This is a genomic window from Moorena sp. SIO3B2 (assembly GCF_010692525.1).
Taxonomy (GTDB): domain Bacteria; phylum Cyanobacteriota; class Cyanobacteriia; order Cyanobacteriales; family Coleofasciculaceae; genus Moorena; species Moorena producens.
In genome coordinates this window covers 1-20,293 of the sequence record NZ_JAAHHE010000110.1, presented here as the reverse complement: position 1 = coordinate 20,293, position 20,293 = coordinate 1, and the positions used below count along the sequence as shown (strand labels likewise).

The 20,293-nt window shown below is 40.5% G+C and carries 18 protein-coding genes and 1 pseudogene; 2 read left to right on the top strand and 17 right to left on the bottom strand.

Annotation, left to right across the window (positions count from 1 at the left end; translation table 11 throughout):
* From F6K38_RS21295 to F6K38_RS21280, 4 genes are all read right to left on the bottom strand, one after another.
* Positions 1-1,455, bottom strand: a 1,455-nt coding sequence (locus tag F6K38_RS21295; RefSeq protein WP_287357389.1) for a flavin-containing monooxygenase, incomplete at its 3' end; no start/stop codon positions are given.
* Positions 1,456-1,463: 8 nt separating this feature from the next.
* Positions 1,464-2,507, bottom strand: a complete 1,044-nt coding sequence (locus F6K38_RS21290; RefSeq protein ID WP_287357388.1) for a hydroxymethylglutaryl-CoA lyase-like TIM-barrel protein — start codon at positions 2,505-2,507, stop codon at positions 1,464-1,466.
* A 92-nt stretch (positions 2,508-2,599) separates the two neighbouring features.
* Complete coding sequence (locus F6K38_RS21285) at positions 2,600-3,556, bottom strand: hypothetical protein (RefSeq protein WP_287357386.1); 957 nt, start codon at positions 3,554-3,556, stop codon at positions 2,600-2,602.
* Positions 3,557-3,775: 219 nt separating this feature from the next.
* On the bottom strand, positions 3,776-3,985 hold the full coding sequence (locus F6K38_RS21280; protein ID WP_287357384.1) for a hypothetical protein: 210 nt from the start codon (positions 3,983-3,985) through the stop codon (positions 3,776-3,778).
* Between the two features lie 215 nt (positions 3,986-4,200).
* On the opposite strand from F6K38_RS21280, the gene F6K38_RS21275 reads away from it, so the two are divergent.
* Positions 4,201-4,653 carry a helix-turn-helix domain-containing protein gene (locus F6K38_RS21275; protein ID WP_287253576.1) on the top strand — a complete coding sequence of 151 codons (453 nt, stop codon included), beginning with the start codon at positions 4,201-4,203 and terminating at the stop codon, positions 4,651-4,653.
* Positions 4,654-4,846: 193 nt separating this feature from the next.
* Here F6K38_RS21275 and F6K38_RS21270 read toward each other — a convergent pair whose 3' ends face one another.
* From F6K38_RS21270 to F6K38_RS21215, 12 genes are all read right to left on the bottom strand, one after another.
* On the bottom strand, positions 4,847-5,356 hold the full coding sequence (locus tag F6K38_RS21270; protein ID WP_287357382.1) for a DUF29 family protein: 510 nt from the start codon (positions 5,354-5,356) through the stop codon (positions 4,847-4,849).
* Between the two features lie 314 nt (positions 5,357-5,670).
* Positions 5,671-6,315 carry a hypothetical protein gene (locus F6K38_RS21265; protein ID WP_008190263.1) on the bottom strand — a complete coding sequence of 215 codons (645 nt, stop codon included), beginning with the start codon at positions 6,313-6,315 and terminating at the stop codon, positions 5,671-5,673.
* 22 nt (positions 6,316-6,337) lie between these two features.
* Complete coding sequence (locus F6K38_RS21260; RefSeq protein WP_154659964.1) at positions 6,338-6,496, bottom strand: hypothetical protein; 159 nt, start codon at positions 6,494-6,496, stop codon at positions 6,338-6,340.
* Entirely contained in the window at positions 6,477-6,626 is a 150-nt protein-coding gene (locus F6K38_RS21255) for a hypothetical protein (protein ID WP_161603206.1), read from the bottom strand. Before F6K38_RS21255 ends, F6K38_RS21260 begins: the two co-directional genes overlap by 20 nt.
* The gene (locus F6K38_RS21250; RefSeq protein ID WP_287357381.1) at positions 6,592-7,866 is read right to left on the bottom strand and encodes a glycosyltransferase; all 1,275 of its coding nucleotides are present in this window, start codon (positions 7,864-7,866) and stop codon (positions 6,592-6,594) included. Before F6K38_RS21250 ends, F6K38_RS21255 begins: the two co-directional genes overlap by 35 nt.
* Positions 7,867-7,970: 104 nt before the next feature.
* Entirely contained in the window at positions 7,971-8,942 is a 972-nt protein-coding gene (locus tag F6K38_RS21245) for a CinA family protein (RefSeq protein WP_008190266.1), read from the bottom strand.
* 372 nt (positions 8,943-9,314) lie between these two features.
* Positions 9,315-10,007: a Uma2 family endonuclease gene (locus tag F6K38_RS21240; RefSeq protein WP_008190268.1), complete on the bottom strand. Its 693-nt coding sequence runs from the start codon at positions 10,005-10,007 to the stop codon at positions 9,315-9,317.
* Between the two features lie 113 nt (positions 10,008-10,120).
* Complete coding sequence (locus tag F6K38_RS21235; RefSeq protein WP_154659966.1) at positions 10,121-10,282, bottom strand: hypothetical protein; 162 nt, start codon at positions 10,280-10,282, stop codon at positions 10,121-10,123.
* Positions 10,283-10,788: 506 nt separating this feature from the next.
* Positions 10,789-11,979 carry a hypothetical protein gene (locus F6K38_RS21230; protein ID WP_287357379.1) on the bottom strand — a complete coding sequence of 397 codons (1,191 nt, stop codon included), beginning with the start codon at positions 11,977-11,979 and terminating at the stop codon, positions 10,789-10,791.
* Positions 11,948-15,454, bottom strand: a complete 3,507-nt coding sequence (locus F6K38_RS21225) for an acetate and sugar kinases/Hsc70/actin family protein (RefSeq protein WP_287266033.1) — start codon at positions 15,452-15,454, stop codon at positions 11,948-11,950. Before F6K38_RS21225 ends, F6K38_RS21230 begins: the two co-directional genes overlap by 32 nt.
* Positions 15,412-18,009, bottom strand: a complete 2,598-nt coding sequence (locus tag F6K38_RS21220) for a P-loop NTPase family protein (protein WP_287357377.1) — start codon at positions 18,007-18,009, stop codon at positions 15,412-15,414. Before F6K38_RS21220 ends, F6K38_RS21225 begins: the two co-directional genes overlap by 43 nt.
* A gap of 124 nt (positions 18,010-18,133) precedes the next feature.
* Positions 18,134-18,760 (bottom strand): VWA domain-containing protein, encoded by a 627-nt coding sequence (locus tag F6K38_RS21215; protein ID WP_071102748.1) that lies wholly within the window; start codon positions 18,758-18,760, stop codon positions 18,134-18,136.
* Positions 18,761-19,722: 962 nt separating this feature from the next.
* On the opposite strand from F6K38_RS21215, the gene F6K38_RS21210 reads away from it, so the two are divergent.
* Complete coding sequence (locus F6K38_RS21210; protein ID WP_008190277.1) at positions 19,723-19,887, top strand: hypothetical protein; 165 nt, start codon at positions 19,723-19,725, stop codon at positions 19,885-19,887.
* 198 nt (positions 19,888-20,085) lie between these two features.
* On the opposite strand, the pseudogene F6K38_RS21205 reads toward F6K38_RS21210, so the two are convergent.
* Positions 20,086-20,293 (bottom strand): annotated as a pseudogene (locus tag F6K38_RS21205) (MarR family transcriptional regulator); the annotation flags it as partial.

Here is a 20,293-nt window from a genome sequence, read left to right as displayed (position 1 = left end):
ATTTTTATTTAACAATTCCTGTTGGAGATTATGGTAACCAGAAGGGTTAATCGGTAATAAATATTCGGCAATTAGATTCCAGCCATATCTATGAGGATTAACCCCCAAGTCAGTAATCAGTTGATCGATCGGTTTAAACATCGACTGAGGTATACATTTGTTAGGATCTATGGAATCATAGGTACTTTCAATCACCTCTAGCATCTGTTGACGGGAAGGTACTTTCAGATTCCCTTTGAGATACTCCGTTAACCAACGAGCGCTCACCTCTGACATTAAAGAACCAAATATTCCGCCGTTGTAGCCATTAAAACCCATCCGAGGAATGTCAGGATGTATCATGTTGCGGTACATTAAAACAAGTCCCCGGTCATCAAGTATCTTTTGGCGGTATTCCGGTGAAAGAAAAGGAATGTCTTTACGAAATCCAGTCCCGAAAATAACCACATCTGCCTGCAAACTTTCGCCATTTGCAAGTTTGACACCACCCGGAACGAATCGTTCAATTTCCGTCTTCTTAGTTTTGAGTTTGCCAGAGCGGATGTGTTTGTAGAAGTCTACACTAGATAGCCTGATATACAAACGACAGTTCACTAATTTATCAATGGCTTGTTCGGGACGCATTCCACAACTATCAATACGCAATTGGAGGCGGAGACAAATTTCTAATAGCCGCCAAAAAGCCCACGATAAAGGCTTTGGGATCTGATACAGTGGACTTTCAGCCCCATGAACAAATTGAGAAAAACGGGATAATACAATATACTGGACGTGGAACAAACCTAAAATATACTCAGGTAACTTCCACGTGGTTTTACGGAAAATGAGAGTACATTCTTGTGCTTTATCCACAGCATAGGCGGCGATATCAGCAGAGGAATTGCCAAAACCTACCACGGCGACGCGCTTACCCGAAATCACAGAAGCATCGTTGAATTCGGTGGAATGCAACACTACTCCACCGTTAGCCTTAAATTCTTCCACACCGGGTAAAGTAGGCATTTTGGGCGTACTGAATACACCGTTACAGACGACTATAAAATCAAAGAAGTACTTTACATCTTTGATTTGTCCCTCATTTTCATCCTGAAACCTGACCTTAACTTCCCATCCTGGTTGATTGTCACTCCGTTTTTCAACTTTAATTACATTAGCCCCATACTTAATTCTATCTAAAACACCAAAGTGCTGAGCGTAGGATTTTAAGTAATCCCTTATATGTTCCGCCGTTGGTCGCAGCGGGTAAGATTGGGGCATGGGATAGTCGGAAAAAGAGTAGATATTACCGGGGGTTTGGGTAGTCAGTTCTGGGTAAGTCCGTGACTTTTCCCAAACCCCACCAAGTCCCTTTTGCTTCTCAAATACTGTAACTTGGTAACCCTCTTCTAAGAAGGTTTTTGCCGTGACCAAGCCAGTTACTCCTGCACCAATGATGCCAACTTGTTTAATTTCCATCCCGCAATTTATAGTAATTGATGGAGCGACTGAAAGTTTTTTTGAATTTTACTCCAATTTTGAGTAAACCTCGAAGCAGCTAAACTATTTGTAAACCCTCGATCTTGGGCAATTTCATGTAAGAGTTCATCTTCAGGGGGAATTAAATTATAAGCCCCAACAGTTTGAAATAGCAGATCTTCTGCTTGAGGAATGCTCTTGTATTTACCTATCTCTGCAATTGCTGTTAGTAATGGTTCTAAATGATAGTCTTGATAGCCTTGGGCTATCGCAGAAAGACACCACAATTCTGAACGGAGATTGCCTGCACTCCGTCCCAGTCCTAAAATGGAAGAGTCTATATATGTTGCTCCTGACTGAGCAGCTGCTAAGGAGTTAGCAAATGCTAGTGAAAGAAAATCATGGGCATGAAATCCTAGGGTAACCTCGATGATTGACCTGAGATGACTATAAATAGCTTTCAGTTGGCTAGGATAGAAAGCTGAACAAGTATCGGCTAAGTAAATCAGGTTTGGAGATAGTTTTTTAACCAGTTTGTCACAGTTTGCCTCAAGTTCGTCTTGGCTATATCTTGAGGAACAAACAAGATTGATTGAAATAGATAGACCAGCTGCTCTGGCTGCTGGAATGTGTTTTTCTAACTGCTCCCACCAATTCGGTAAATAAACAAACCTCAATAAAGAAATCCCGGATTGTTTAATTTTTTCAAAATCAGGGTTTTTATTCAGTCCTGTGGGATGGATCATCAGCGCAAAATTGACATCTGGATATTCCGAGGTTAATTCTTGAGCCAGACTTAAGGGAAAATCACTTGTAATCCCTGGTGAATCGATACCATGGATTTTTTGTAAATCTGACATTCCTCCATAATAACCAAGTTCTATGAAAGAAAAACCTGCCTGGACTAGAGCGCGAACAATACACCTAATTGAAGACTCCTGCCATTGAAAGTTAACGGCAAAACTTCCATCCCGTAATGTAACATCCAAAAGTTTCGGATTGGGAAACAGAGGATTATGGTTGATTTGAGGGCGAAAAAACTCTGGAACCATTAACTTTTATCCTGTTAGTATATTCTACCACTTCCTGATGAGCATCCGACAGCTTTTAGGCGCAATAAATAGAACAAGTACAAACGCTTTTTTTAACGCTTGCCAAAAACCATCCACTCACCTTGGGCAATTTTTTTGCCTTTGCGGACTTGATGCCAAGCTTCCTTGGCTGACATAGCATAGTGCTCGATATCCGATTTTACGGCGTTAAGTATTTCTTGTCCTTCTAATCCTTCACGTCGAGCTGCTTCTACAATGGCGATCGCCTCAGTGGCATAGTATTTAAATTCTATGTTTTTCTCTTCTTCTACCTGAGAGTATCCAGGCAAAATTGTTTCCGGCGCACTCTGAATTTTTACATCAAATACTATTAGTTCGGGAGTATAACCACAAGTTTGATGTAAATTGAAGACTATTTCTAGTGGCACTCGTCCGCTAATTCCGGTTATGACGCCTCCTCCTGGGTACAATCGTTCATAAGCTTGCTGTAAGCAAAGATAGTGAGAACCAAGCAAGTAACTGTCTAAAATCTCCGGCACTTCCCCCTGTTCCCTATCGAAGAATATTGTTGAATTTATTCCCTCTTTCAAATCTACGTCTTGCGGCTTTTGCAGTACAGGAAGGTTCTCGTATATCAGGGAAAATTTCTGTTCCGCTGGAATACAGGAAAGCAAACTACCGACATAATCGTAGATTTTTACTTTAGTTCCCGGCTCTAGATGCAACTCAACATTCTCTCGTGCAGCAGCAACAATTTCTGGCAGCACATCTGTAATAGTTACTGAATCTAGGTCAAAGATTTCAATTGCACCTAACGCATCTAGTCCGTTACCTGTGCCAAGAGCTAAAAAGTCTTTCACATTCATCCGAAGCGCCAGTCTGGCAAACGCTCTAAAGCCACTTGCCAGTACAGACTCCTGGGAATCAGCTTCGAGAGGGCAGGTATTTTCATTAAACTTCAGATAAATCGGCCTTCGCACTCGTTTAGGCTCATAAGGAGCTAAATACTCGGAGGCATCAAAGTTTTTGACATTAAGAGATATGGTCATGGATATGGGGAAAAATTTACTCTAAATTTACTCTTGTGGATTATATCACTTTTCGGCAGTAATATAGCAATCCAATCTGATTCATAAAATTGGAATTAGCGATTGCTATAACCCTTTTTAGGATTGCTATACCAATTATTACAGGACTTACACACTCATATTTATAAAAAGTCTGTAACCTTGTCAGCCGCTCTGTGTTGATGCATCAACACAGATGCTCTAATTACTTGTATTTTTGGCATTAGATAAGCTAGCAATCAATATCTGACGCATCCGGTCACCAAGTGGTGCTGCCGGCTCCCATACAATAATCTCCACTAGCATCTGAAGCATCTCCTCCATTGGTTTACTCAAAACGATAACCTGAGTGAGTTTAATTAAACATAAATCCCTGAAGAAACAACTAATGGCAAACTGAACCCATTCCATTCAATGTCATAGTCTTTCCCATGGCATCATTTCTTCATCATTTTTTTAGATTTTTTTTTTGCTAAATAAAAATCAACATTATTCCAATACCCCTTGAGCTTGTCAAGGGCTTTGATCAATTTTTCCAGTACAGACCAGATTTTTATCTCAAGTTGGTCTAAATCTTTAGGTTTTCTGTTATAGTACAAGTATCGGTAGAGTTTAAGGAGCTAGTTATGAACAAGTGCGTTTGTACCACTGAAGCCGCTGCTCTCCTTGGTATTTCTTCTCGACGATTGCGACAACTCCTCGACGCCGGTCGGGTTCGTGGTGCCTATAAAAGTGGTAAATTCTGGATTATTCCTCTGGTCAACGGTCTGCCCCAAATTACCAAAGGCAGTCGTGGCCCGAAGGGCAAATGGCGCAAAAATCGTGCTCCGGCTCTAGCTAAGATTAATGTCAACCGCAATCGGATTGGCACCAACAATGGTAAGCCTCCCCAACAGCGTCAGCCAGTGATTTCGGTCAAACGCAGCGGCAACAATCTCTATGGCAACCAGGTAGAAATCCTCGGTCCATGTCGGATTGTGTATCAGCCGGACAAGCCTCTCGATTGTGGCGCTCGTTTGTGGATTGAAACCTTTAGCGATGTTCACTTCATTGGTGGCTGTTTTCCTGCTACTAGCTAATTTGGCGGTGCGACCCCGCGCTTTTAGATAGTTAATTGCCATTAACTAGCCTCTACTGTTTTAGTCTGGTTTTGATAGGCAGCCTCTTTTTCAGCTTTAAACTGTCGGAGTTTTTCAATAAAAGGAGGAGGATTTTTACGCTATTTATGAGGGAAATCCTGTAGGAAAATAGCTTACTATTGCTCAGGATAAATTATCTACCCCACTCTTCGCCACCTGGTAATTCAGTTAAATAATCATCTAAAACTGCTGGCAGTTCTTTAGCTGAATAGCGGTAAGTCAGACTAAGTAAACTATTGGCAGTCAAAATCAGCTGTGGTTTATCCAGCCTCTGGGAAAGTTGAGACCGCCTTAACTCTCCATTGAAAACTTCCAGACTAGCAGGAGCGATCGCTGCTTCTAGTGCTTCCTCTAATCTGGGCTGCCATTGATCAAGCTTAATATAATAGGAGGTTTTATTATCTTTAAGATTAAGCTTTTTAATTTCCAGAATTGAACTGGCAATTGACGCTGCCCAAGAATTGGTTAAACGCTGCTCAACTTGGTTTTTAATTAAGTGGATAAATAGCCTGACTAGGAACGAATCAATATTACGCAAAATTGCTTGTTTACTCATCCCTTCTAATTCATCGACAATTGCTAAAGCATCTGCGTATCGTCCTTCTACAATGCTAGTTTTGAGGTCTATAAGTTCTTGTGTCATAGGTAAGGACAAAATTTGGGTGTTAGGGAGTAGGGAGTAGGGAGCAGGGAGCAGGGAGCAGGGAGTAGTTAATTCAAAATAGGGAAGTTTGATAACATTACTATTATCAAATTTTAAAGTAGAGGCATAAAACTAATTTGGTTTTGATATTCATCTAACTAGCCTCTACTGTTTTAGTCTTTTGATAGGCAGCCTCTTTTTCAGCTTTAAACTGTCGGAGTTTTTCAAGAAAAGGAGGAGGATTTTTACGCTGTTGTTCGCGCATTTGATGACTCCACAGTATATATGTCATTTGACAGACACGATCGGTTTACCTACCAAGCACGGGGTTCAAAATCAGGGGCATTGCTAATCAAAACACTTTCCCCCGCTTGTTGGATCACAAATAACCCCTGGTTATAGGCAAACTTATCAACATCCCCATCAATTTCAATGGCAGCCACAGCACCATACAGACGATAGTTTTTGTAATGGGGCATGATTGTCTTAAATTGTTCTAAATTAGTCAGGAATTGTCGTAGATTCTTCTGGGTCAGGCGAGATTTTACTTCCACCGCCACTGCCACATTGGTATTGACTGCCAAAATATCGATTTCCAGGTTCTGAGATCCTGCCCTTGCCTTTACCCGTTGGAATATGGCAGTGACCAAAATCCCCCGTTCTTGAAACAGACGAACCACCGCAGGAGCCACCAGGTTCTCCACAAAGTTGCCCCAGCGACTGGTCAAGGCATTAACGGCCTGATTCGTCTGAGCCGCAATAGCTTCCACGCGAGCCAGCCGTCGATCCGCCTCAGCCGCCCGTCGATCAAATTCAGCTCTTGATTCAGCCAGGTTCTGCTGAAATTCATGGCGAGACCGTTCTAAAGACTCCCGCAGAATTCGCTCAGTTTCCTGACGTTGACGTTCGCTCTCTTGAAAGAGTTTATAGAAGTCATCTAAGGTAATTGAGTCAGTCATGGCAGGGCGTTATCCAGGTCACTTAATCGAGTTTAGCAAACCCCGTAGAAGCAGTGCCTTTTGCCCGGTGACTTATCTTTGAAAAAAGAAAGTGCGATCGCAACATCCATCGCGATCGCATCCCATAGTTATTCAAGCAAGAAGTGAGTAGTAAGGTATGTTCATAACCCACCCATCCCATTAACAATTCCCTCTTCTTTCTTCCCTGTTCCCGACTCCCGACTCCCGACTCCCGACTCCCGATTCCCGACTCCCGATTCCCGACTCCCTAAAATCCTAACCCAATCGAGATTCAATAATAGCGATCGCATTAGCAATGCCATCTTCATCCCGGATTTGTTTCCCCAAGGCTTCAGCATTTTGCCGAATGGTCTGGCTTGTCGTCACTTCGCGGATAGCACTAGCAAGCTTCTCGGCAGTCAACGTCTTCTGGGGAATCGGTTTACTGCCGACACCAAGGGCATGAACACGCTCGCCCCAAAAGGGTTGGTCTCCAAAAAAGGGACAAATGATAGTGGGACGACCTGCCCGTAAGCCAGCAGCGGTTGTGCCAGCCCCACCATGATGCACCACTGCGGCCATACGGGGGAAAAGCCAATCGTGGGGAGCGCTATCAATTTTGAAAATGCTGTCTGGCAAGTCATCTACAACCAAGCCACCCCAACCGGTAGCAATAATACCCCGCACATTGGCTTGCTGTAACCCTTCAATCACAATTTCCGTCAACCGCTGGGGATCTCGTCCAGCCATACTGCCAAAACCCACATAAACCGGAGGATTGCCAGCATCAAGGAAATCCTGTAACTCAGCCGGTGGTTGCCATGTATCTTGTTCCTCTAGAAACCAGTAGCCGGTTGCCATCACACTCTCAGGCCAATCCGTAGCTTCATCGCACACAAACTTACTGTAACAATATAAAACCGGAATCTGTTCACCGGTAGTGGTACGCAGAATATTAAAATCCCCCCGTTGGGGTGGCAAATCATGGTCAGCTCGCCACCTTTTAACAGGTTTGCCTGCTGAAAACTCCATTAATCGATTGACGAAGCGATAGGTCAGTTTGTTATACCAGCCCCCTAAAGGCCATTTCGGGAAGCCCATGTTAGGAAATTCAGCGGTAGGCACCAGCATCGGCAAGGGAACCGCCATGATCACTGGAATGCCCAATTTTTCGGCGAAATGAGGGCCCCCATAGGTTTTGGGGTGGAAGATGATCAGATCGGGGTTGGCTTTTTGTGCGGAATTCCAACTATCATTAAGCATCATCCGTTGCATGGGAGCAACTTGTTTAGATAACTTGCGAGTCAGTTTGATGGTTTCCCAGAGGTTGGTCGTATTTTCCATGGCATCCCGACCTTGATCTGAATTGATCAGCTTGATCATCTCATCGTTCATATAGCCATACCTTAAGCCATGGTCGGTGATGAATAATTCAAAACTGGCACTGGTACAGACTGTGACGGTATGTCCTGCTGCTTTTAAACCTTTGCCCAATGCCACATAGGGCTGGACATCGCCACGGGAACCGAGAGTTAGGATAAATACATGCATAGGTCAGAGACTTCTTTCCTGAAGTAGGGAACAGGGAAGAGCCGAGATCGGCATAAGGTTACCTGAATCAATTGTGATAATTTTTTTTCCCTGTTCCCTACTCCCTAGTTCCTGTTCCGTCTTCCCTGTTTCCTGTTCCCTCTGCCCTTTGCCATACCCACTCGACAAAGCTCGCTGTGCTCCTTGATCACCCAAGTTGGTTCACCATACCTGATGTAACGGCCATCATAGGGTTCTTGACACATGGAGTCGAGAGTTTTACAAGTGACATTATCGCCGTCGCTGGTACAGACAAAGTTTTGGAGGTGTTGTTGCGCCAGTTCCAGAGCGTCAATCACCACATTTTGCCGAATCAATTTCCGCGTCATGGACAAGGTTGGAGCGGATACATACCCCTTAGGGTCGGCCTCAGCTTCGGAACGATATTGTTGACACACAACTTCAGTCATAGGCAATCCATCACCATCGCAAAGTGCCATGCGCCGGTGCCTGGTATTGAAGACAATGGGCTGCTCGTGGATGTCACTGTCTTGGCTCTCAGAGATGGTGCGAATAGAAACTGCTGCGTTGACAACACCAAGGTCGTCCAATTTATTTTTGTCAACCGGTCCGGCGTTTCCGGTAACTGCAATGGAGACCATCGCCCGACTATTTTTCAAAGCACCGGCAGCCATTTGTCGAGCCGTGGTTTCGGTATAAACATCGCCTTTCTTGACCCCGAGCATCTTGCGCTTAGCATCACTATCATAGGTGGAAAATCCACCGTAGGTGTAGGAGCCATAGAGGGGAATGTTGACGATGGTGGAAATAATCATGCCACTGGTCAGAGACTCCGCTGTGACAACATTGAGCTGCCGTGCCTTAATTTCTTTCAAAAAGCTTTCAGCTTTTTCATTCATCACAGGAGTGTAATCAATGGACATATAATCTACTGTACTGCAACCGTTGTTTAGGTACAGTAACCCTCGTAAGCAGGTTTGAGCTGAGTCGCTGGTATCGGCCATTGCTAGTTGGACACCAAGCACAAAGGGTAGGATGAGCGAGACCAGTACCATCAAAACCTTATTTTTCGACATTTTCGACTGTCTTTCTCCAAAAGATAGATGAATTGACTCTGATTACACTATCAATGATTGGCTTGTATTAGCTAGTCTTTATTTAAATTTAATGGTTTTGACAGCAAGGGAGTAGGGAGTAGGGAGTAGGGAGTAGGGAGTAGGGAGTAGGGAGTAGGGAGTAGGGAGTAGGAAACTTCGGATTAAAAATTATCACAATTCATTAATAGACCTCTTGCCAAAGTATTTTTCTGATAGTGTTGGCATCAATTATTCTCAACTCTTACCTGTTCCCTATTCCCTGTTCCCTATTCCCTGTTCCCTGCTCCGAACGCGCCCCGCGTGGCCCACGACCTCAGTCCCTTTACTAAAGTACTAAATAACCACAATTAATTAAGAAAAACTTGCCAACTGCTGCAAAAACTGTTGATGTTCCGAACTCGCCAACCCAGCTTGCAAAGTTGCCATCACCTCAAGCATATCCCCCGCCAAAAGTGCCGAAACTGCTAACCATAATCCCGGAAAAATTTGGCTGCGGATAATCCCTTCTTGATCAGCTACAAGAGAAACATATTCTCCGTCTTGCCAAGAAAACCAATCAAAACGCTGGTCAATTACTTGCCAGACCAGATATTCTTTTACTCCATTGCGACGATAGACTCGTTTTTTATCTCGCAGGTCAATGGAAGCAGTACTTGCCGCAATTTCTACCACTAGTTCTGGTGCGCCCTCAATATAACCATCATCGTCCAGACGACTTTGGCCACCACAATTGCTATCAATGAGTAAAACCGCATCAGGTTGGGGTTCATTATCCAGATCCAGCCGCACTGTAGGGTTATCACCTAATCTTACACCAGGAGTTGCTATTTTATAGTTGCCCAACCAAACGAGTAAATTAGCATGGGGCTCAGCGTGGGCTTCAAACCGTAAGGGGGATCCTATATAAACAATTCCTTCAATTAGTTCTGCTTTTTTGAGGTGGGGCATGGCTTGATAACGCCGCTCAAATTCTCCACGAGACAGCAGATCTCCATTTTCTAGGACTGGAAGAGTTCTCTGTCTGTTAGTGATGGGAGCGCTCATAACTTTTCTACTGTTTCCTGATGGGTTTGTACTAAAGTTATTAGTTATTAGTTATAGAAGTTTTCAATTGGGTGAGGTACATTTTTTAGCATTGCTGAATCTTCGGATGAATATCAGTGGGGTGGGCAGGATTCCCACGGGCAAGATGCCCGTTCCACAAAAGATGCCCGTTCCACAAAAGATGCCCGTTCCACAACAAGATGCCCGTTCCACAACAAGATGCCCATTCCAGCCACCGGGTCAAACAGCTTTAATGAGATGCACCCGATACTCATCGCAGAATTGTTTGATCAATCGTATTTTTAAGGATAGCTCAAAAACTTTCTGTTTTTACTATATTTCAGCTAACTGGTACTAGGGCGTGTTTTCAAACTCGGAGATCCCCCTAAATCCCCCTTAAAAAAGGGGGACTTTGAGAATGGCTCCCCCCTTCCGCGCGGGGGGTTGGGGGGGATCTAAATCTTGCGGAAAACTTTGAAAACACGGCCTAGCCCTCCCATAACTGTCCAGTTTATGCAGGTCATTTCGTTTGCGATCGCATAAATCAACGCTGCACCTAAGCCTCGTCAGCAATAGGCGGGGTCAATGTAAAGATCAATCAAGACTGCTCCATGGGTGTAATCAGAAGTGCTGAACGTTTAAAACGTTCAACACTTCTGGGATTTAAGCAGGTCAAGAATGAGTTGGGATGGGCGGATTTTTCGGTTAGGTCAGTTTTTTTCAGGAGTTATGGAATTCCACACTTCAAGGAGTATCTTGCCTTGGTCAAACAAAGGATAAGCTATTTTGGGTAAAAGATTACTCGACCAGGCATTTTTTCTTGATTAATCCAAGCGTAAACACGCAAGCAAGCTAAGACTTTACCAGGAGTACCTCTAACCTGTAATTTATCGATTACGTCATCTTTGTTCTCTGTATATTTAATAATATCATCTCGAACACCTAAAAGCCATTGACATCCTGCTTGATCACCCTCCATACTATTAACTCTTTCCACTGCTTTGTCAAGGGTTTTTCTTGCATCTTTCTGCAAATTACACCACCAGGAATTTGGGTCAGCTAAAGGCTGATATACTAATGAGTTAATCGCCTCGTCTAAGTCCAGCCTTGCCTTTAAGGATTTAATCGGATCTTGTTCATGGTCTTTGACTTTTTTGAAAAAAAGTATCAAGGTTTTGATATAATCCTCTCTATGCTGGGAATTAAAACGGGTTATACCAAAAAATTTAATACTTTTCAGGCAATGATGTAGGGAGGGGTCGTTTTGAATAAAATATATGCAGATAGATACGATCTGGGCAAGAAATTTCAGATCCCCATCTAGATTTTTATCGTTAATCTCTGAGTCTAAGGAAGCTTCAGTTGATAAACACAACCCTTGAGCCTTAACTGTTCCTGTTAAACCAGGATAGAGAAGTTTATTTTCTGAAAAAGGAAGTTCGTTGTTGTTCGTATCATCTTCCTTTGCCTTGATTTTTTTAGCTGACTGTAGAGCTTTATTTTGCCACTTTTGAGCCATAGACCCTGGAACACGCAGTAAAAGCTTTTGAATTTCGTCCCATAAGTCTGAGTCATTAGTGCTTCGAGGTTTTGAATCACCAATATAAGGGTAAAGTTTCTTATCTGTGAAGAAGTCATTACAGAAATCTTGGAGAATTAATCCTGGATTTTTAAAATCAGTTAAATTTTCCGAATTTGTATTCTTGGAAGTATCTTTGTTAGAGAGAGCCTCGTTAGAAGTATTCTCTTTTAAAAGCTGATCTAGTAGTTCGGATAGCTGACCACAAAGGGTAGCTTCTTCTGAATTGTCTAATGAAATAGCTTCTGCACGGGCTGATTCCAAAGAGGCATACAGTCCCTTGAGAGTATGCCGTAGATATCGCCCTAGCTCCGAGTCTCTTACTAACAACTGTTTGAGCAGTTGACTCAATCCATCACCATCAGTGTACTCCACTAAAGGGGTTTTGCTCATCGTTATTCTCTTCTTCTATGGGACTACGCTTAACTCTAAGTACACATCCATCTTTTTCTTTTAAAACTTCTGGTTGATCCGATATCCAATAAGGAACTTCCCCTTCATGAATACGCAGATTACTTTGGTCATCAATTGTAATGTAGTATCTGCAGTTATCCTTAATCTGATTTTCCTCAAATCCTAATGTACCAAGATATATTTCCTTCAGTTTTGGGCTCTCTAAGCTGGGATAGTAAGCATAGAAGGTGTGTCTGCCACTTCTGGGGAATGGTGGGAGAGGTCGAGGCTTCTGGTTCTCATCTTTGCTGATAGCTCCTTTAGTTTCTTTAGTTGTTTGTTCTCCTTCGTCTTCATTGTGAAAAATATCATCAAGTTTTTCCCCAGCCTTGAAAACTAGGTGTGGAGATTCTTCATTGATCCCAATAGCAATATCCCACTGAAGTACACTATCGATAATCATAGCTTGAGGAACTTCTTCTTGTATATTTGCTTTCTCCAACTCTTCTGTTCGTGTTTTTAGCTCTTCCGATATTGTTTGGTTAATATTTGTTAAGGTAGAGTTATTGTCATCCACCTGATCCCCTACTAAATAATGAGGTTTGCCCCGACAAACTACCATTTCAATTTCTAGGGTTTGGTTAACTTCAAACTGAGCTTGGAATCCCTCATACCATTGATTATTATTCTGGGAAAATATTCCGATTTGTTTGGCAATCTCTTCAAAGTTAAATTTAGCCCATAAAATTTCTCTTTGACTTTCAAAGTCTCGACGATAAATGTTCGTAGTTGGTAAAACACCGAACCATTCACTTCGAGCTTTAGCTTCCTCATTAGGATTAAATTTATACAATGGCTGTCGTGCTTGAAAAACTGGTTCTAAAGAACCTACAACTTGCCTCAAGAAAGCACAAGGCAATGTGTAAAGTAAATTATTAACTTCGATATAGAGTTCGCTTTTACCTTCTTTTAGCTTGTCTTTCGCTGATTTCGGAGAATAAGTGAACTGCTGTCGGCTCATGCCATAACAAGCCCCGATTGACGTAGCTAATTTGGCATAGTCAGGTACAAAAGTAATCCTGGCTGGGTTCCACTCGAAATCGTTCTTGGTATTGCTAAAGATTTCATTAATTTTACGCCTGACTAAATCTAGATGGCAAGTCTGTCCCGATAAAATTAACCAATCCAAAGGTTCTTTTTTACCAGTTAAACTGTCTTTAGGCAATCGGCTTTCTAGCAATTCTTTAGCAATATTGATTGCTTCTCCAACCACTTTTGAAGCAGCTGTTTCAAGTTGTTGTTTAGATAGCTTGATGCCAGGATTATATTCACCAAGCTCAATAGCTTGTTGAACGCGAATAAATTGTTCTAATTGATTCGGCGGAATTTCATATTCATCATATTCAACGCTACTTTTGCTTAATTCAACTTTAGCATCATCAGCCCATCGCCAAAGGGTGTAAAAAGCTTGTAGTTTTTTTCGATCCTCTTTCCATCGAGTTGGTAATATTTCTTCTGCATAGTTTAAAACTGTTGAATAAAATGGATCGTTTTCTGGGTTTTCTTTGTCAATGCACTCTAATAGGGAGCGAGTGCGGTATTTGTTGTGATTATCTTGTTGCAAAAATCTTGGCTCTAATCCTCTGATCAGCAGGTCTAACTTATCATCCTTTAATTTTCCTTCTGTAAATGCCGTTAACAAATTGTCAACAATCGCTACTTTAAGCACGCGAAAGAGTCGTAGAGTAATTAACTCACCCCCTAAAAATAAGTGTCCAGAAGACCCCATCAACTCTGGAGTCAGAACATAGTAACGTCCACCAGCTCCTCGATCTTCTCCTGGGTCAAATGGACTATCATTTCTCAGAAGTAAACGAATTAAAGCCAAGTCTGTCGTTCCACCACCAATGTCCAATACCATTAGGTTTTGAGCCCATTTTTGACCGCTACGACGACAGCGAGTTTTAAAAGCTTCTATACCGATAGTTTGGTTTCCACCAAATTCTCGCCATACATAGAAAATAGCAGCAGCGATTGCTTCATCAAAATCTTTTTTTACGTCTACTTTGACATCTGTATCTGTAAATTTTTGCTCAAGAATTTGACTTACTAAGTCTTCCAGTTTACGACGATTTTCTGGCTTAGATACCGTCGGATAAGTAACTATTACTCTGTAAAATTTACCGCTATCATAACGTTGTTTGTTTTCCGGTTTATCTTTAAAATTTTCTGTTAATTCAATCAGACATTTCATTGCTGCTTGAATTAGCTCACTATATTCAATATTTTTCTCTTCTCCTTCCCAATATATCTTGATTTTATCTTCTTCTCCTTTTTTTATGGTTTTATTAAGGTAACGCTTCGGAGAATGATGAAACTTACTTTCTATTTTTCGCCAAAATGTTTCCTGGTTTTCATCTTCCTGGTTTTCATCAGTAGTCTCTTGGGACATCGCTGCCAATCGATTATTTCTAGCTATTTCCCCCATTTCCACTTCCAAGAATCCATTTACACCAACCAGTTCCAGTTCGCTAGTAATTTGTGTATCTTGGGGTAGATTTTTATCTATTTTTGCCAGAACGATACGTTCCTTTTGTAAGGGTGGTAACTGAAATAATTGACGGTAAATTTCGTTAAGTTTTTTACTAACTACCGGGTAGATTGGATCATCTAGTCTAGTACCTAAGGAAATTTCTAGTTGGCGAATTCCCTCTAACAAGAGCGAGCTATTTTTATTGTCGATAATTTCTGGCCAAGATTTTCCCAAATTATTTTCAACTTGTTCGATATATTCCTGCCATTCATCATCACCAACTCCTGGTAATTTTGAGTCAGATGAGCCTAACCATTCGTTAAAAAGTTTAAATAATAGGTCTTTTTGTTCCAAGGATAATTCGTTTGGTTCTATTGCTTCTCTAGGATCGTAAAAAGTAACAGTAGAATTTGAAGTACCAAAATCGATAGCAATCCATCCACCATGTGAGAGCATTTTTTCCCCCTTACTTGTTTTTTTGTAAAATAAATTACAGGTTTGAGACTTTGTGTGCGATTCACTTACGTTGCTATTTTGCTCGATATAATCTATTTTAAATCCTAAAAAATAATTGGCAGAAATGGGCAGAGATCTATCGAGTTTGCAGTATGGAGAAAAACGTAATAGCGAATCCAGATAAAATGGTATTGGATAATTCTTAAAAGAATTATTGTAAGCCTGTTGAATTTTATCTCTAAGTTCTAGAGGATTTCCTGTTATAGTACAGTTGATATGATCAATCCTTATAAGATTAGCTGGATCGTCGTGCTCATGAATCAGGTCTATTACAGGAAGCTTTAACCACTTAGTATTGTTTACTGTTTTAATTTGGTTTTGGTTCAACAGAAATTTATTTACAATCTTAATTCCAACAGGCATATCAACATCTTTGGCAAAGTTTAAAGAGGAATATTTACTAGCTCCTGTAGAATTAATAACCAATCTGGTGTGGTTTTTTCAGTTGGCTCTTCACCTACCATTTGTTTTAGCAACGTTCTATCTGCTAAGAAATCTTCTTCCAATCTTCCAATAGCATCTTCTAAAAATGATGTTTGGAGTTCCTTATTGACTGTTTGATTTGTTTTGCTTAAAAGTTGAATAAAGCTATCACTAACGCTAAAAATCATTGTATCTCGAAGTCCCAGTATAAAAGTTAGATGGTTTTCGTAGAGTGGTATTCTTTGATTAGCTTGTTTATGGTCTGGAGACCACCCGAATATCAAAGCAGGTTCATTACTGTTTTTGTCTTCACGGGGTAAAGGAAATAAAGTTTCTGGGTCTATAGTTATAAAACTATTTTCTTTGACTATTTCGAGTAGCTCTGATTCCCATTCGCTCGGAGATGCTAAATCATCAAGTAACTCTTGTATATCTTCTTGTATTTCTTCTTTTTTCACAACACAATTTTCAATTTCAGACCGTATTTTTTTGATATTGATTGTCCTTTGATTATCCTTTAAGGAAATTAGGTTATTTGATAATTCATCTAACCAGTCTTTGATAGACTGGTCAACACGCTCCTGAGTAAATTTCTCTATGTTATCGCAAGCGTCCTTAAAACGATCGTAAAATTCATCGCTTCTAGTAAAAGGTTTTCGTTCTCTCTTTGTTCTTCGAGTTGTTCTTCGAGAAGAAAATTCCCCTCTACTGTTAGGTTGCAAATTGACGATTCCGTTTTCAATTTTGAGAAATAGGGTTCTCCATTCACTCCAGCGAGAGATTTCAGAATTGACTTTTTCTTCAACCTCTTTTCGAAGGGAAATTTTGCTTCTTGTTTCATCTATTCCTACTCCCAATTCCAATGGATTTTTTTCTAAATGGGTTTTTAACGCTTGATAGCTATCTGCTAATTCTCGGAGTGCTTGGCGCAGGATTCGTAATTTGGGATTCTCAGAAGCCAGCAATTTAGCCAGTGAAGGATTATTAACTTTCTGTGCTAAATTTTGTTGTTCCTTAACCAAAGTTTGTACTTTAACGTTGACATCTTTATATAATTGTTCAAGACCATGAGTTGCCACGTGATTTTCAAGCAGATACCGTAGTCTAGAAAGACCACCATCTTTTGTGAAAGCATCTAGCCAAGTTACTAAAATACTATCAGGTTCAGATTTTTTTAACCTTTCGCTTAACTGCTGCCATTTTTCGTTTAGATCAGGAAAATGCTTCTGAAATATATTGAGGTTTTCTAGTACAGTTGGTGTCGCAATTTTAATGGTGCTGTCTAGGTTTTTTATCAAATACTCAAGAGCAGCAAATGCTGACATAAAAACGATTCTTTGCTCATCATTCCCTTTCGTCAATTTACGGGAATTTTCAATAACCTTACGCAAAGCTGGTATTTCATCGAAAATTTTCTGCTCTGTTAGTTGCTCTGTGTTACTAAGAAGCTTGTCAATACCAACTTCTGCCCCAGGCAAATCATCAAATCGCCCCACACCTACAAGGATAAAATCATCGAGATTTTGGTTTTTTCTTTGCTTTCGGAGCAGATCGATGATTTCATTGTTTGTTGTACTTCCTGGACGAGGACCATAGGTCAATAGTAAAATCGTCTGTACATTTTCCATTTCATGGACATTTACAAATCGATCTCGAAGCTCAGATTTATCAGCCCCTAATCCAGGCAAGTCTAGTAAAACTAACTTGTTTGCTTCTTGAAGAGATGAAAGATCCCAAATTTTATCTGACACTTTGACTTCAACATTTATTCGTCCGATTAGAGGAAAGGTGGCTTGCAAAAACTTAGGAAACTGCTCCTCGTCTTCTGGAGGAAACTGTTCAAACTTCTTAATATCTAAGATCGAACGGGGGTCATTAGGTAGCTGAAGACCTGCGTAAGCATGAGTAGAATTATCAATAGGCAAGGATTGACCGCATAAATTATTTCCATAACGTAGATAAGATTCAACAAACACTACTAGTTCTTGAATTGCGTTTTCTAATCCAGGAGTTTTGTCATAATTTTTTACTTCATCGTACCATTTGATAATGTTTTGCCAAACATCAGGATCTTTGGAAGTAAAGTTTTTTAAACTAGCGATTTGCGTACTAGGTAATTGTGCTTCAGCCTGTACAACCAACTCCTCAACTATAAAGTCAAGACATTGATCAATTTCGTTCTGATTAAAATATTTAACGCTAAACTTAAATTCAGTTGGTTGCGAGCCTTTTACCTGAACGATATTGAGATGAGTCACATTCCCAGTAGCTGCCACTCGACTGTCTGGTAACATTCCTGCATAACCAAGTAAACTACCTAAGACCGTAGTTTTTGTAGCTTTGAATTCTCCCATAACAGCAATTTTAACTGGTGAAGAAGAAGATTTAACTACTTCTTCGGCTTGCTTTCGGACAATTTCAACTTGATTGCTAATTTCAGTTAAAATACTATCCTGCTGAAGGGATTGAGTCTGAATAACAGAGTCATATTCCTCAAGTTTATTAAGTATAGATTCAGCGAAATTATTAAAATCACGCAGTTGTTCAACCTTTGACATGATAATTTAAGATGAGACCACTAATTATGACTTTGTTTAAATTTCCGTAAGCGTATCTAAAGGAAACTGATCACATTTTTTTCAAATAATATTGTTCATAAAAAAAACAGATTTTTTTCGCTTCTTATCCTATATTAATAGCTCTCAAGAGTACTTCTGGTGGAGGTATTTCTTCTAAATCTCCTAAAGTTAGAGTGTCACAAATACCAGTTCTTGCTCCCTTTTCTTCTAAAGATTTGTCCAATTCTTGTAGAAATTGTGCTGCTTGGGGATCTGAACCAACTTGAATAAAAGAAATACCAATTTCCGAATCCTTATCGATTCGACGAGTTGCGTTCACAAGTACATCAATTACTGGAGGCTTATCATCAGGTGCTCCATCTGTAAATACTAAGAAAATTTCCCCATTTGGTTTAGCACTACCGTTTGCTTTACGTTGGAAATAATTCTCGAGAGCATCCCGCAAAACCTCATCAAGGTATGTTCCACCCATAGGATATGTTTCTTTAAAGATTTGTTCTACCTTATTTGTCGTAACATTATCGTATCGCTTAAATCTACTCGAAAATACATAAACAGTAATCCCATCGGGGTCGATTTCTTCACAATATCTAGCATAAGCCTCTGTAGTTTCTTCCATAACCTCCCATCTAGTTTTTGTCCCCCTTTTCTCGTCCTTAATGGTCATACTGCCACTTTTATCAATAATGATGGTGTAATCACGGTCTTTTAATTCTTCTGGGACATACATAATTCTGATTACTCTGAAAATGTTGCTAAAAAACAATTCAAGCTTTGATAGCATTATATGAATTAATGTAGCAGATCAAAAATCCTAGATCGCTTCTATATAACCGACTTATATAGTCAGGGTATTGATAAACATGTAGTGATGGCATAATCTACCCGACAAACATTTATTGTAGTTATGAATAAAATTCCAAATAGCTCTTAACGGAAATCTCCAAATCTCTCCGGCAAATCCCTCCACGGTATCTCGGCTTGCTCCCGATACTTTACAATACCTCTACAATACCTCTTCTGTCAAACTAACTGATCACAGGCCCTTCGCTTCCGGAATAATTGCCCTAGTAGCACTGACAAACAGCGGTTTCTAAGGTTTTCCAATTTTTGATCAATTTCCTGTTCATTCTCCTGTACAAACTGAGTTATTGAGTGGTTGCTTGGAGTCTTTTGAGGTTTTTATCAACTCTTTTTATCAACTCCAAGAATACATATTTAGTTTTAACAAACGGTAGAAATTATTCCGCCGTACTAATAAAGTAATAAAAAATACATATATTTAGGAAATAGGGCTAGGGATTTTCCCACGGATATCTGCCTGACACTAGACAAATCAAACCTACCGAAAGCAGGGTAAAATCTTTATTATGCCTAGGAAAAGTGCCCCGGTAGCTGCACCAAGTAAGGGGGATTATTAGTAGCTGATCCTTAGGGTGAAATCTCAGTGATTTTACTTAAATTTTTTAGTATATAAATATACTTAATATTAAATGGTGGAATTTATACTTTCTTAAGATTTTTACTATAATTAATAAAATTTAAAATTTATAAAAAATTAATTAATCTTTTTTTATATTTATTCAACGTTTGTGATAATTATTTTAGTGAATGTGTTACCAATGATCAGATTATGCTATACTAATACAAATAAGACTTTGGAAACCATTTGTCAATTACCCAATCGGGAATATGCCTCTATTAATTAATGATAAAAAGAGGGGCAAGAGGGAACCTCATAAAGGTAGGTTTTTGGTAAGCATTCAGCCGTCAGCCGTCAGCCGTCAGCCGTTCGCGAACGGCTTATTTTATTCAAAAGCACCGATTGCGCTACTTGAGGTGCTGCGCCAACAGTAGCATGGCCATAGGCCAAGGGCTTTTCCCCAGACTTTCAATTCTGTAAAATATCGAACTATTAAATTCTCCCAAATGAGATTTATTTGAAGCATTAGGCTGAGAGCTGAAAGCTGACAGCTGAATGCTGACGCTTAAATGTATATACACTTATTTAAATAAATAAAAAAGAGGGGCTTGTGATCAGGAGTCTGTTGCCAATTATGCGATGGAAACCGTTTCAGTCAAGCGCTCCAATAGATTGTGCCACGGACCGACACCCAGCTTCTCAATCACCTCTGTTTGAGCTTGTTCCCAGAGGGGAATAGCTTGGGTCAGGTTTTCCTGGCCTTTTGCCGTTAGTGCCACCAATCGTGTCCGCCGATCCTCTCCAGGAGTGATCTCAATCAGTCCCTGCTTTTCTAAGGGC